Consider the following 13,357-nt stretch of genomic DNA (forward strand, 5'->3'; position numbering starts at 1 on the left):
CTCCGGCCCTGCGGGGTCATGCGCCCGTAGCTCAATGGATAGAGCATCTGACTACGGATCAGAAGGTTGGGGGTTCGAGTCCCTTCGGGCGCACAGCAGGAGGCGCGGTGCTCACGGGCACCGCGCCTCAGGTCTTTCCAGGCCGGCCGCCGGGGAGGAGCATGGCTCCTGACGGGCCTGGTCGCCGTCCCCGCGACGGTCCGTGGAGGCGTGCCGTGCGACGACGTCGGCTGATCTTCCGCTCGGTGGTGCTGGTGCTCGCGGTGGTGGGTGGCGTGCTCCTCGCCGTCCCGTTCTCGCTCGGCGGCGGAATCATCGTGATCGTTCTCGCGATGGTCGCGGCGGCCGAGCTGGCGGGTCTGGTGAGGGTGCTCCGCGACCGGAGACCCGACCATCCACCCCTCGGCGCGTGGTGGTGGTGCGAGTTCCCCGTCGACCACAAGGAGGTCCGGCTCGCCGTCGAGGACCCGACGTGGCGGTGCCGGCGGTGCGGCGACGTGCGGCACACACCCCCGGCGCGGTCGACCATCGACATCGCCGCGGAGGGCGAGGCGGGCATCAAACCCATGTACCACGACTGACCGTCCACGGGACGACGAGGGTCCGTCGCTGGTCCCACGCGCGCGTCCGCGGGATCAGCCCGCAGGTCCACGCGCCGGAGGGGTGTCCCCGCGGACAGTGAGGAGCATGACCCTCTATGTCGGTCGGCTCCCGGAGCGTGTGCGTCGCCGCCGTGCCCGCGCGGCCGTGATCGCCGCTGTCGCGACGCTCTGTGCGACGGCCGCGTTCGTCGTCCACCTCCTCGGCGGGCTCGCAGCGAACGGGGCGGACGACCTGCCACCGACCCCGGGGAGCGCCGCCGGGCTCGACCCCGAGCTGCAGCGACGGTTCGACGTCGCCCGGGTGGCGGCGGCTGCCGACGGGGTCGAGCTCAAGCTGACGTCCGGGTGGCGGTCCGCCGCGGAGCAGCAGTCGCTCGTCGACGGGGCCGTCGAGAAGTACGGGTCGCTGGAGGAGGCGCGCCGGTGGGTGCTGCCGCCGGAGTCGTCGGCGCACGTCCAGGGGAAGGCGATCGACGTCGGGCCGACGGACGGTGCCCTGTGGTTGGAGCAGCACGGGCTCGAGCTCGGGCTGTGCCGGACCTACGCCAACGAGATGTGGCACTTCGAGATGCTCGCCGACGGCGCGACGGCATGCCCCGAGATGCACCTGGACTCATCCGGCGGCTGGTGAGCCCTTCCTCGCATCGACGCGGTTGCGCAGGAGGATCAGCGGGAGGATCAGCGTCCCGAGCATCGTGACGATCCAGACGGTGAGCGAGCCGAAGACCCACGCGCTGGTGCCGCTGATGGTCAGGCCGTCACCGATGAGCGTCGCGACGAAGAGCGCTGCGACGGTGGAGACGAGGCCGACGGCGCCCGTGAGCGCGTTCGCGTACTTGCGGGACATGACCAGGAACCACGGCGTCAGGATGCTCTGCAGGACCGCGAACACCACCACCGCGACCAGGAACCCCGAGGCGGTGATGGTGAACCCGTCGACGATCAACGACGCGATCCACAGCCCGAGGGCCGCCGACGCCAGGAAGATGAACGCCCGGATGAGGAAGACGACCATGGGGCCACGCGCTCCTTCGTCGGCGACGGGCGCAGGACGGCTCCTGGCCCTGGGGCTCACAGTAGGGACTGGCCGCCCGCAGGCGCCAGGGTGTGACCAGTCCGTTTGTTACGAGTGATCGCACGGAGAGGTTCTCGTCCGGGTCGCCCGCTACCGTGGCGAGGGTGACGGACAACACGACCCCCATCGCCACCCCTGAGCACACCGTGGACGGCTTCGTCAGGGAGTTCCTGCGGGAGCTCAACTTCGGTCAGGGCACCGACCTGACGCGCGCCTCGGTGAACGACAAGTACCTCGCCATGGCTCGGACCGTGCGCCACTACCTGATGGTCCGGTGGCTCGCCACGCTGCGCCGGCAGTACCAGATCCAGGCCAAGTCGGTCGCGTACCTGTCGGCGGAGTTCCTCCTGGGCCGGCAGCTGGACAACGCGCTCCTCGCCGCCGACCTGGACGAGGTCGTCGAGGAAGGGCTCGCGTCGCTCGGCATCGACCTGGCGGAGCTGCGTGAGGCGGAGGTCGAGCCCGGCCTCGGCAACGGTGGCCTCGGCCGGCTCGCGGCGTGCTTCATTGACTCGCTCGCCACGATGAACGTGCCCTGCATCGGCTACGGCATCCGCTACGAGTACGGGATCTTCCGGCAGACGTTCGTCGACGGCTGGCAGGTGGAGAAGCCCGACAACTGGCTGGCGCTCGGGTCGCCGTGGGAGTTCCCGCACCCCGAGTCGGCCGTCACGGTCGACTTCGGCGGGCACACCGAGCAGTACGACGACGACGGCGTCACGCGGTCGCGCTGGGTGCCGGGCTGGAGCGTGCTCGGCGTCCCCTACAACTACATGGTCCCGGGCTTCGAGAACGGCCGCGTGAACACCCTGCGGCTGTGGAGCGCCCGAGCGACGCGTGCGTTCGACCTGGAGATCTTCAACGCCGGCGACTACGCGCAGGCCGTCCGGGCGCAGACGTTCGCGGAGAACATCTCCAAGGTCCTCTACCCGGAGGACTCCACGCCGCAGGGCAAGGAGCTGCGCCTCCAGCAGCAGTACTTCTTCGTCGCGTGCTCGCTGCGCGACTTCCTCGACCAGGTCCTGCCGCGCGACTTCGACCTGCGCAACCTGCCCGAGCGCATCGTCTTCCAGCTCAACGACACCCACCCGGTCATCGCGATCCCCGAGCTCATGCGGATCCTTGTCGACGAGCGCGGCTGGGAGTGGGCGGAGGCCTGGGAGATCACGCAGAAGTGCTTCGCGTACACCTGCCACACGCTGCTCCCCGAGGCCCTCGAGGTCTGGTCGGTGGAGCTGCTCGGCAAGCTGCTGCCGCGGCACCTCGAGATCATCTACCGGATCAACGAGGACTTCATGGCCGAGCTGCGGGAGGCCTACCCGGACGACGAGCTGCGGGTTCGCCGCATGTCGATCATCGCCGAGTACCCCGAGCGTGCCGTCCGCATGGCCTACCTGGCGACGGTCGCCGGCTCGAAGGTCAACGGTGTGGCCGCCCTGCACTCGCAGCTGCTCAAGGACAAGGTCCTGCACGACTTCTCCGACCACTACCCGGACAAGTTCACCAACGTCACCAACGGCGTCACCCCGCGACGGTTCGTGCGGCTGGCCAACCCGGGGCTGTCGGAGCTGATCACCTCGGCGATCGGCGACGGCTGGGTCACGGACCTCGACAAGCTCCAGGAGCTCGAGCCGCTCGCCGACGACGCCGACTTCCGGGCGGCGTTCCGGCAGGTGAAGCGGGCGAACAAGCTCCGGCTCGTCGACGTGCTGGCCGAGCGTGACGGCATCACGGTCGACCCCGACACGATGCTCGACGTCATGGTCAAGCGCCTGCACGAGTACAAGCGGCAGACCCTCAAGCTGCTGCACGTCGTCACGCTGTACGACCAGGTGACCTCGGGCGCCGTGAAGATCGAGGACATCACCCCGCGGACGTTCGCGTTCGGCGCGAAGGCGGCACCGGGCTACCGGATGGCCAAGCAGACGATCGGGCTGATCAACGCGGTCGGGCGGGTGGTCAACAACGACCCCGCGCTGCAGGGCCGGCTCACGGTCGCGTTCCCCGCCAACTACAACGTCACGCTCGCGGAGAAGCTCATCCCCGCAGCGGACCTGTCCGAGCAGATCTCGCTGGCCGGCAAGGAGGCGTCCGGCACGGGCAACATGAAGTTCGCGCTTAACGGCGCCCTGACCATCGGGACCGACGACGGCGCGAACGTCGAGATCCGCGAGCTCGTCGGCGACGACAACTTCTTCCTGTTCGGGCTGCTGGAGCCCGAGGTCGCCGAGATCGTGGACCGCGGGTACCACCCGACGTCCTACTACGAGGAGAACCGCTCCCTGCGGCACGCCCTCGACCTGATCGCGTCCGGGGCGTTCTCCGGCGGCGACCGGGCGACGTTCGAGCCGATCGTGTCCAACCTGCTCTCGGAGGACCGGTTCCTGGTGCTGGCCGACTACCAGGCGTACATCGACGCGCAGGAGCGGGTCGACGAGGCGTACGCGGACACCGAGGCGTGGACGCGTTCGGCGGTCCTCAACGTGGCCCGTTCGGGCTTCTTCTCCTCCGACCGCAGCATGCGCGACTACATCGACCGCATCTGGCACACCCACCCGGTGCCGCCGGAGCGGTAACGACCCCACAGCGTCCGAGGAAGTGGCCGCCAGAGCGCTCACTTCCTCGGACGCTGTCGTGTGGTGGCGGGGCCTACCCTTGACGCGTGACACCCGCGAAGAAGTCCCAGGAGATGAAGGCGTCCACCGCCGCCGCCAAGCTCGACGTGTACCTGCCGGCGACCCCGGAGGACTTCCAGAACCGGATGATCACGCGCGACGAGCTGTCGGAGCTGCAGCGCACGCCTCCGCAGTGGCTGGTGGACCTGCGTCGTGAGGGACCGCACCCGCGCAGCGTCATCGCCGGGCGGCTGCGCATCTCGATCAGCGGTCTCGCCCGCGGCGGGATCACCGACCCGCTGACCACCGAGCAGATCGAGCAGCTGCAGGCCGAGCCGCCCAACTGGCTGGTCCGCGAGCGGGAGATCGCCGCGCAGGTCCGGCTCGAGGAGCGTCTGCAGGAGTCGCGGGAGGCCGACCGTAAGGCCGAGGCCGACCGCAAGGCCGCCGCGCAGAAGTCCTGATCGGCGGGAGCCGGCTCTCGCCGAGGACCGGTCAGAGCCCTCCGTGGGGCGGGTCGAAGTCGGGGACCAGGACCGGGGTGTCGCGGTTGAGCGACTCGCCGCGGAAGAACGGCCGCAGCGACATCCGCGCGGCGCACGCCACCATCAGCGGCACGCCGAGGGCGAGCATCCCGATGCCGATGACGAACACCCCGCCGACGCCGCCGAAGCTGGTGTATCCGTAGTCCGGGTCGAGCATGTCCCGCGCGGAGATGCCGAACGCCCACACCATCCCGAGGCCGCCGAGCACGGGGAACAGCCCGCGCAGGAAGAAGTTGCGGGTGCTGCGGAAGATGGAGCGCCAGAAGTACGCGACGCACGCGAACGCGGTCACGGCGTAGTAGAACGCCACGGCGAGACCGAGTGACGCGATCGAGTCGAATAGCGCGTCCTCGCTGAGCAGCTTGAGCACGATGTAGAACAGGCCCGCGGTGACGCCCATGACGATCGTGGAGAACGACGGCGTCTTGAACACGGGGTGCACGCGCGCGAACTGCCCGGGCACGGCCTTGTAGACGGCCATCGCGAGGGTGCCGCGGGCGGTCGGCAGGATGGTGGTCTGCGTCGACGCGGTGGCGGACACCGCGATGACGAGCAGCAGGACGAACGCCATCACGGGGCCGAGCATGGGGCCGCCGAGGACGGTGACGACGTCGTCGATGTTGGCCTCGTTGTTCAGGCCGATCCCCGTCGTGCCGAACCCCGCGTACGCCTGGACCGCGACGGCGACCAGGCAGTAGGTGACCAGGAGGATGACCGTGGCCAGGACCGCGGCGCGGCCGGGGGTGCGCGCGAGGTCCTTGGTCTCCTCGTTGACGGCCAGGCACGCGTCCCAGCCCCAGTAGATGAACAGGCACAGGATGACGGCGGCGGCGATGGCCGACGAGCTCAGTCCCACCGGGCTGAACCACGACCACTCCGGCAGCACCGCCTGCGGCCCGGCGGTCCCGCCGTAGACCTTCCAGAGCGCCAGGATGCTCAGCCCGCCGAGCACGATGAACTGGAACACGACGAGCACGTTCTGCAGCCGCTCGCTGACGATGATCCCGCGGTAGCTCACCCACGTCATCGCCGCGATGAACCCGACGCCCAGGAGCAGGACCGCGATGCGGCTCTCGGCGACCTCGTCCAGGCCGAACGCGCGCAGGAAGTAGACGGCCGCGACCTCCGCGACGTTGGCCAGCACGATGATCCCGGAGACGGCGACGCCCCAGCCGCCCATCCAGCCGACCCACGGCCCGAGCGCCTTCGAGCCCCACGTGAACGTGGTGCCGCAGTCCGGCATCACCGAGTTGAGCTCGCGGTACGCGATGGCGGTCAGCAGCATCGGGACGAACGCGATGAGGAACATGGCCGGCGACTTCTCACCGACAGCCAGGACCACGTAGCCGAGCGTCGCGGCCAGCGAGTACGCCGGGGCCGTCGACGCGAGGCCGATCACGGTGTTGCCCCAGAGGCCGAGGCTGCCGGTGCTCAGCCCTTTCGTGGGCGCAGGGGACTCGTCGGTCACGGCACTGCTCATCGGACCTCCCGGCTCGCGTCGTCGCGGTGCCCCCGGAAACGGACAGTACTCCCGCGGGGTCGCCGCGCGCCGGACCGGAGCCCTCGAACCCGACGTGAGTACCGCGAACGGGTGGATGACGTCACCCGTGTCGGCTTCGCCCCCGGCTCGACCGCGAACGAGCCATGGGTGACGCGAGATCGCGCCGTAGCGGCACTCATGGCTTGGTCGGCGCTGAAGGGAGGCGTAGAGGTGGCCGGAGGTCAGCGGCCCGGGCGGGGCTTGCGGGGGTTGGGCTTCTTCGACGACGAGCGGGTCGACGACGACCGCCCGGACCCACCCTTGCCGGATCTCTTGCCCGACGTACCGCTCGTGCCCGACGTACCGCTCTTGCCCGACGCGCCGCTCTTGCCCGACGCGCCGCTCTTGCCCGATGTCGCGGTGCCTGCGGACGACCCGCCCGCCCGGCGACCGCGACCGGTCGGCTCGACGGGTGGTGGGGCGCCGCGGCCGCGAGAGCTCGTGGCGGTGCGGCCGCGGACGATGCCGATGATCTCCTCGGTCAGGTCGTCGTAGCGGTCGGTGATCCAGGCGAGACCGACGGCGGACCCGGGGGCGTCGCGCACGACGCGGGCCGTGAGCCCGCGACGCTGGTGCAGGCGGCCGAGCGACTGCGGCAGGACGATCACGCCGATGCCGGCGGCGACGAGGTCGATCGCGTCGGCCGTCGTGGGAACGGGGTCACCGGCGAACGGGGTGCCCGGTGGGTCGGCCCAGTGCAGCTGGTCGTCGAGGGGCACGAGGAGCGTCTCGTCGTCGAGGTCGGCGGCGTCGACCTCCTCCACGACGCTCACCACATGGTCCTTGGGCACGACGACGACCGTGGCCTCGGTGTACAGGGAGATCGTCGACAGGTCGTCACCGACGACGGGCAGCCGGACGAGGGCGACGTCCGCGCCGCCGGACCGCAGGAGGGTCACGGCCGCGTCGGGGGACGTGTGCACGAGCTCGACCGGGACGTCCGGCAGCCGCTGCTGCCAGACGCGCAGCCAGCGGTCGGGGTTGACGCCCGGGACGAGCGCGAGCCGGAACACGACGGGCGCGGTCACTGGGTGCTCCGGGTGGCCGGGAGGGTCGTCGGAACGGCCGGACCGCGCGGTGCGGGGGTGGGCGTGCTCATCGCACCCGCCGGAAGACCAGGTCACGGACCTCGTGGCCCAGGTCGAGGCCGCGCTGCTCGAACTTGGTGACGGGTCGGTGCGCGGGGCGCGGCGTGAAACCGTCGGCGGTGTTCTCCAGGAACGGGTCCGCGGTGAGCGCCTCCAGCATCGCGTCGGCGTAGTCCACCCAGTCGGTCGCGCAGTGCAGGGTGCCGCCGACGCGCAACCGCGACCGCAGCAGCGCCACGTGGGACGGCTGCACGAGCCGGCGCTTGTGGTGGCGGGCCTTGGGCCACGGGTCGGGGAAGAACACGTGGACGGCGTCGAGCGACTTCTCGGGCAGGACGGTCCGCACGAGGTCGAGGGCGTCGCCGTGGGCGATGCGGACGTTGGTGAGGCCGGCGCGGTCGAGCAGGCCCAGCAGGTTCGCGACGCCAGGCAGGTGGGCCTCGACGGCCAGGTAGTCGCGCGACGGGTCCGCGTCGGCCATGGCGGCGGTCGTCTCGCCCATACCGGAGCCGATCTCGAGGACGAGCGGCGCCGGGCGGCCGAACAGCGCGACGGTGTCCAACCGGCCGTCGGCGGTGAGGGGTATCGGGGAGTCCGCGTCGTGCACGGAGAACCCGAGCCGCGGCCACAGGAACCGCAGGGCGTCCTCGCGCTCGCGGCCCAGGGGGGCGCGGCGCGGGTGGAACGTGCGCAGCGGCTCGTGTGGGCGCGCGGCCACGTGCCGGAACGCGTCGGACGGGAGGCTCACGATCCGCCAGCCTAGGTGCCGCCGCGAGGCCGTCAGGACCCGGCGGTGGGCGTGATGAGCGCGAAGACCTCACCGAACGGTCCGGCCACGATCGCCATGCGACCGAACGGGCTGTCGGTCGGCGGGCTGACGACCCGTCCGCCCAGCTCGGTCACGCGCGCGGCCGAGGCGTCGGTGTCGGTGACGGCGAAGTAGATCGTCCACGCGGCGGGTGCGTCGGTCCCCGCCTGGGCTCCGTAGCGACCGACCCCGGCCGCAGGGTGGCCGTCGAGGGACAGGGACGTGTAGGTGAAGCCGGGGGCGCTGAGGTCCTCGACGTCGTACCCGAACACCTGCTGGTAGAACGCGACGGCGGTCGGCTGGTCGTGCACGAGGACCTCGCACCACACCATGGAGCCGGGCTCGTCGGTGACGTCCCAGCCGGTGTGCGACGCGGCCTGCCAGATGCCGAAGACGGCCCCGGCGGTGTCGGCGACGATCGCCATGCTGCCGAAGTCCATGATCGGCATCGCCGGCACCACCTCGGTGCCGCCGGCGTCGGCGACGGCAGCGACCGTCGCGGCGAGGTCGTCGCTGGCGAGGTAGACGCACCAGGCGGGGGGCGGGGCGGGGTCGTCGCCCATGGGCTCGCCGAGCCCGACGACGCGCCGGTCGCCGACGAACGCCTGCGTGTAGTAGCCGGTCTCCGGGCCGCCGACCTCGAACTGCCAGTCGAGCAGGGGCCCGTAGAACGCGCGCGCGACCGCCAGGTCGGGCACGGTGATGTCGGCCCAGGCCGGGGTTCCGGGGGGCCAGGCCTCGCGACGAGTGGTCATGGGGACCACCCAACACCCGGACCAGGGCAGATGCACCCGCGAGGCCCCGGAAGGGGAGACATCACCCGGCCCGTGTGCTACTCACGTCTCATGGCCGACGCACCCGACGACGCCGCCGGGCCGCCGGTCGACATCGCCGGACGCTCCGATCCGGAGGACTCCGGCTCGGAGAGCGTCCTGACCGTCGTCGTCGCGTTCTGCGCCAACCTGCTCATCGCTGTCGCGAAGTCCGTGGCGGCGGTCGTCACGGGGTCGGCGTCGATGCTCGCGGAGGCCGCGCACTCGTGGGCGGACACCGGCAACGAGGTCTTCCTCATCATCGCGCAGCGCCGCGCCGCCAAGCCGGCGGACAAGGAGCACCCCTTCGGCTTCGGCCGGGAGGTGTACGTGTGGTCGCTGTTCGCGGCGATCGGGCTGTTCGCGGTCGGTGCGGGGGTGTCGATCACGCACGGCATCTCCGAGCTGGTCGACCCGGAGCCGGCCGGTGACTTCGTCGTCGCGTACGTGGTGCTCGCGGTGTCGTTCGTGCTGGAGGGGATCTCGTTCCTGCAGGCGTCCCGACAGGCGAAGCGCGCCGCGGCGACGCAGGAGCGCGACCTGCTGGACCACGTCCTGGCGACCTCCGACCCGACCGTGCGCGCGGTGTTCTTCGAGGACGCGGCCGCCCTGGTCGGCATCCTCATCGCGACGCTCGGGATCGGGCTGCACCAGGTCACGGGATCGCCGGTACCGGACGCGGTGGGGTCGATCCTGGTCGGCGTGCTGCTCGCGGTCGTCGCGGTCGTCCTCATCGACCGCAACCGCCGGTTCCTCGTCGGCCAGGTGGCCGACCCGCGCGCCAACGCCGCTGCCGTCCGTGCACTTCTGGCCCTGCCGGAGGTGGAGCGGGTGACCGAGCTGCGGCTGGAGTTCGTGGGTGCCCGGCAGGTCTACCTGACGGGCGCGGTGGACCTCACGGGCAACCCGCGGGAGGACGAGGCATCGCACGTGCTGGCCACCCTGGAGCGCCGGCTGGCGCGGTCGCGCGCCGTCGTCGGCGCGACGCTCTCCCTGTCCGAGCCGCAGGACCCGGCCCTGTGACGTCCTCGACCACCGCCGAAGGAGTCCCGACATGACGACGCAGGAGCCCTCGCCGGCCACCGAGACCGAGACCGAGCCGTTCCGGGTGCCCGTGCTGAACCTGCTCCGGCTCGCGGTGCCCGCCGTGCTGGTCGGGATCGGGTCCGCCCTGACGCTGCTCGGTCTCAGCCGGCTGGCCAGCCTGTTGGAGCACTGGATCTGGGACGACCTGAGCGCGGCCGTCGGGGTGTCGTCGGACTCGGCCCTGTGGATCATCGGGGTGCTGACGGCGACCGGCCTCCTGATCGGGCTCGTCGTCCGGTACGTGCCCGGCCACGCCGGACCCGACCCGGCGACCCTCGAGCTCGTCGCGGAGCCGCTGCCGTTGCGTGTGCTGCCCGGGCTGGCCCTCGCGCTGGTCCTGATGCTCGCGGGCGGCGTGAGCCTGGGTCCGGAGAACCCGATCATCGGCATCAACGTCGGCCTCGCGGTCGGGCTCGGGATGCGGTTCCTGCCGAAGGTGAAGGCCCCGATCTGGCTGATGATGGCCGTCGCGGGGACGATCGGCGCGATGTTCGGCACGCCCGTCGCGGCGGCCCTGCTGTTCTCCGAGCTCGACCCGGGCGACCGCCGCGTCCCGCTGTGGGACAGGCTGTTCCCGCCGCTCGTCGCGGCCACCGCGGGGTCCTTGACGATGATGCAGCTGGAGGACCTCGACCTGGCCGTGTCCGTCCCCGACTACACGTACGGCGGCCTGGACGACCTCGGCATCGCGATCGCCATCTCGGTCGGCGCGGCCCTGCTCGGCCTCGTGGCGGTGTACCTGTTCGTGCCGATGCACCGGCTGTTCCGACGCATCGGCCACCCGGTCCTCATGCTCACCACCGGCGGCCTGCTCCTTGGCCTGCTCGGCGCGCTCGGCGGCGAGGTCACCCTGTTCAAGGGCCTGTCGCAGATGCAGGAGCTGCCCGGGCTGGCTGCGACGACGACCGCGCTGGGCTTCCTCGCGATGGCCGGCATCAAGCTCCTGGCCATGCTCGTGGCGGCCACCTCCGGGTTCCGGGGCGGGCGCATCTTCCCGGCGCTGTTCGTCGGGGTCGCGCTCGGGTTCGCGATCCACCAGGCGTGGGACGCGGTGCCGCTCGCGCTCGCCGTGTCTGCCGCCGTGGTCGGCATCGTCGTCGCCGCCACCCGCAACGGATGGCTGAGCATCTTCATGGCGATCGCCGTGGTGCCGCAGGTGACGCTGCTCATCCCCGTCGTGCTGGCGACGCTCGCGGCGTGGCTGATCGTGACCAACCGACCGGCGCTGGTGGCGCCCGCGGACCCTGCACCCGAGCCGGCTCCCGCTACTCCGTGAGCACGCGAGGCGCCGTGGCGTCGTCGTTGCGACGGCCCCGCACCAGCCGCCCGAGCGCGCCCTCGTCCTCGGCGCACGCGCGGCCGACGACGGTGGCCAGCACGAGCGCGAAGCTGAACGCGAACAGCCAGCCGATGTACGCGAACACCAGGCCGAGCACGCCGTACTGCCTCGCGCCCGCCTCCAGGACGATCGGCAGGTACACGATGCCGACGACGCTCAGGACACACATGAAGAACGCCGTGACCGCGCCCGTGAACGCGAGCGCACGCACGGGGATCTGGGCGCGCAGCAGGGCCCACGGCACGTACGTCCACACGACCGTCCAGACGATCATCCGCACGACGAAGTCCCACAGCGCAGGCAGCGGCACCCCCTCCGTGGCCTCGCGCGTGAGGCCCAGCAGCCCGACCGCCAGGATCACCGCGAGCACCGTCGCGAGCCACCGCCACGCGGACCGCAGCCCGGGCCGAGGGACGTGCCACACCTTCGCGTACATGCGTTCCAGGGCCCGGGAGTACGCCGTGGCACTGAGGAGCGCGACGAGCAGGCCGATGATCCCGACGCTGCTGCCCACCGTGGCGTCGGTCGTGACGCTTCCCGCGACGGCGTCACGCGTGGCGTCGGAGAGCCCCATCGAGTCGGCCATGAAGGAGCCGAAGCCCGGCTCGGCCGGGCGGAGGGCAGCCATCACGATCATCACCGGCACGATCGAGACGAACGCCTGCGCGGCGAGGGTCATCGCGCGGTCGAACGGCTCGATGGCCACGAAGCCGTCGACCGTGCGCTGCACCAGGCGGCCCAACGGGGTGCGGCGGTAGCGCGCCGCGATCCGCAGGGCGCGTACCCGAGCACGCTCGACGGTGGTGGTCACGGCAGCCGGGCGTCCAGGAACGCGAGGACCTCCGCGACGTACGTGTCGCGGGCCGGTGCGGGGGACAGGGCCAGGTCGTGCGCGCCGCCAGGGATCTCGACGAACGTCACGTCGGGGCCGAGGTTCGGGGCGAGCCGCTTCATGTCCGCGACGTCGAGCACCGAGTCGGTGGTGACCAGGGCGTCGTGCCAGGCGTCGTCGGGACCGGACGCGTCGGACGCCAGGAGCAGCACGGGCACGTCGACGGCCAGGCCGCGGGCGACGCGCGCATGGCCCCGGCGCACGGCCCGGGCGAACCCGGCGCGTGCCGGGAACCCGTCCAGCGGCTTCCACGCGAGGTCGTAGGACCACTCGCCGCCGGTGCCCTCGTGCAGGGCGCGTCCGTAGAACGGGCCGACCTTGCCGACGACGACGCCCGGGGCGATCTTGCCGACGCCCTTGAGCACGGCCGTGAACACCGTGCGCTCGAACCACGACCCGCGCAGGTCCAGCCACGGGCTGTTCAGCACGAGGGCGTCGATGAGGCCCGTGCCGCGGCGCGCGTCGGCCCACAGGGAGGTGACGAGCCCGCCCATCGAGTGGCCGAGCAGGACGATCTCGTCGTGGTCCGCGCGGATGGCCCGGATCGCGGCGTCGATCTCCTCCGCGTACGTGCCCAGGTCGGTGATGTGGTTGGGCGGCCGGCCGTCGCGGATGGACCGGCCGTAGTCGCGCAGGTCGAGCGCGTACACGTCGTAGCCGTGCGCGGCGAGCGTGTCGGCGAACTGCGTGTGGAAGAAGTAGTCGACGAAACCGTGCACATACAGCAACGAGCGTCGGCTGGCTGTGCTGTCGGAGCCCTCTCGATGGACCAGAGTGGCAACCGGGTCCGGTGTGCCGCCGTCGGGGCGCAGGGGGAGGGTGCGGGCGGTCCAGCCGGGTCCGAGCACGTCGACGTCGTCGGTCATGGCGTGATCGTCGCACGGGGCGGCTCCCCGGGTGGTCCGTAGAGTTGAGCGGAATAGACTCAACTCCGGCCGTCGTTGCCACGAGCAGT

The 13,357-nt window shown here is 71.5% G+C and carries 13 protein-coding genes and 1 tRNA gene; 7 read left to right on the forward strand and 7 right to left on the reverse strand.

Features of this window, described 5'->3' with window-relative positions; translation table 11 throughout:
- Nucleotides 1-20: 20 nt before the first annotated feature.
- The 3 genes from ASF78_RS11615 to ASF78_RS11625 all read left to right on the forward strand — a co-directional run bounded on the left by ASF78_RS11615 (nt 21) and on the right by ASF78_RS11625 (nt 1,233).
- A tRNA-Arg gene (locus ASF78_RS11615) sits at nt 21-93 on the forward strand.
- A 122-nt stretch (nt 94-215) separates the two neighbouring features.
- A complete protein-coding gene (locus ASF78_RS11620; protein WP_056589191.1) occupies nt 216-581 on the forward strand; it encodes a hypothetical protein in 366 nt (121 codons plus the stop codon).
- Between the two features lie 106 nt (nt 582-687).
- The gene (locus ASF78_RS11625) at nt 688-1,233 is read left to right on the forward strand and encodes a M15 family metallopeptidase (protein ID WP_056589195.1); all 546 of its coding nucleotides are present in this window, start codon (nt 688-690) and stop codon (nt 1,231-1,233) included.
- Here the strand turns inward: ASF78_RS11625 and ASF78_RS11630 are convergent.
- Nucleotides 1,216-1,617 (reverse strand): phage holin family protein, encoded by a 402-nt coding sequence (locus ASF78_RS11630; protein ID WP_056589198.1) that lies wholly within the window; start codon nt 1,615-1,617, stop codon nt 1,216-1,218. The two genes, ASF78_RS11625 and ASF78_RS11630, sit on opposite strands and share 18 nt — an antisense overlap.
- A 164-nt stretch (nt 1,618-1,781) precedes the next feature.
- Between ASF78_RS11630 and ASF78_RS11635 the strand changes: the two genes are divergently transcribed.
- Both ASF78_RS11635 and ASF78_RS11640 read left to right on the forward strand, forming a co-directional pair.
- Entirely contained in the window at nt 1,782-4,253 is a 2,472-nt protein-coding gene (locus ASF78_RS11635) for a glycogen/starch/alpha-glucan phosphorylase (protein ID WP_056589201.1), read from the forward strand.
- 86 nt (nt 4,254-4,339) lie between these two features.
- Entirely contained in the window at nt 4,340-4,756 is a 417-nt protein-coding gene (locus ASF78_RS11640) for a DUF5997 family protein (protein WP_056589204.1), read from the forward strand.
- 31 nt (nt 4,757-4,787) lie between these two features.
- Here the strand turns inward: ASF78_RS11640 and ASF78_RS11645 are convergent, their stop codons facing one another.
- The 4 genes from ASF78_RS11645 to ASF78_RS11660 form a co-directional block, all read right to left on the reverse strand.
- Nucleotides 4,788-6,317 (reverse strand): APC family permease, encoded by a 1,530-nt coding sequence (locus ASF78_RS11645; protein ID WP_056589208.1) that lies wholly within the window; start codon nt 6,315-6,317, stop codon nt 4,788-4,790.
- A 242-nt stretch (nt 6,318-6,559) separates the two neighbouring features.
- Nucleotides 6,560-7,405: a LysR substrate-binding domain-containing protein gene (locus tag ASF78_RS11650; protein ID WP_056589210.1), complete on the reverse strand. Its 846-nt coding sequence runs from the start codon at nt 7,403-7,405 to the stop codon at nt 6,560-6,562.
- Between the two features lie 67 nt (nt 7,406-7,472).
- A complete protein-coding gene (trmB, locus tag ASF78_RS11655; RefSeq protein ID WP_082495000.1) occupies nt 7,473-8,213 on the reverse strand; it encodes a tRNA (guanosine(46)-N7)-methyltransferase TrmB in 741 nt (246 codons plus the stop codon).
- A 32-nt stretch (nt 8,214-8,245) separates the two neighbouring features.
- Nucleotides 8,246-9,028 carry a VOC family protein gene (locus ASF78_RS11660; protein WP_056589213.1) on the reverse strand — a complete coding sequence of 261 codons (783 nt, stop codon included), beginning with the start codon at nt 9,026-9,028 and terminating at the stop codon, nt 8,246-8,248.
- Nucleotides 9,029-9,118: 90 nt separating this feature from the next.
- Here ASF78_RS11660 and ASF78_RS11665 point away from each other — a divergent pair, with 90 nt between their 5' ends.
- Together ASF78_RS11665 and ASF78_RS11670 are read left to right on the forward strand one after the other, a co-directional pair.
- Nucleotides 9,119-10,108: a cation diffusion facilitator family transporter gene (locus tag ASF78_RS11665; RefSeq protein ID WP_082495001.1), complete on the forward strand. Its 990-nt coding sequence runs from the start codon at nt 9,119-9,121 to the stop codon at nt 10,106-10,108.
- A gap of 31 nt (nt 10,109-10,139) precedes the next feature.
- Nucleotides 10,140-11,447, forward strand: coding sequence for an ion channel protein (locus tag ASF78_RS11670; RefSeq protein WP_082495002.1), 1,308 nt, complete (start codon nt 10,140-10,142; stop codon nt 11,445-11,447).
- On the opposite strand, the gene ASF78_RS11675 is transcribed toward ASF78_RS11670, so the two are convergent.
- Nucleotides 11,437-12,321 carry a YhjD/YihY/BrkB family envelope integrity protein gene (locus ASF78_RS11675; protein ID WP_056589216.1) on the reverse strand — a complete coding sequence of 295 codons (885 nt, stop codon included), beginning with the start codon at nt 12,319-12,321 and terminating at the stop codon, nt 11,437-11,439. The genes ASF78_RS11670 and ASF78_RS11675 overlap by 11 nt on opposite strands.
- Nucleotides 12,318-13,268: an alpha/beta hydrolase gene (locus ASF78_RS11680; protein WP_056589219.1), complete on the reverse strand. Its 951-nt coding sequence runs from the start codon at nt 13,266-13,268 to the stop codon at nt 12,318-12,320. The genes ASF78_RS11675 and ASF78_RS11680 overlap by 4 nt, the downstream gene beginning before the upstream one ends.
- Nucleotides 13,269-13,357 lie beyond the last annotated feature (89 nt).

It is taken from the genome of Cellulomonas sp. Leaf334 (genome assembly GCF_001424195.1).
In the GTDB taxonomy this organism is placed as follows: domain Bacteria; phylum Actinomycetota; class Actinomycetes; order Actinomycetales; family Cellulomonadaceae; genus Cellulomonas.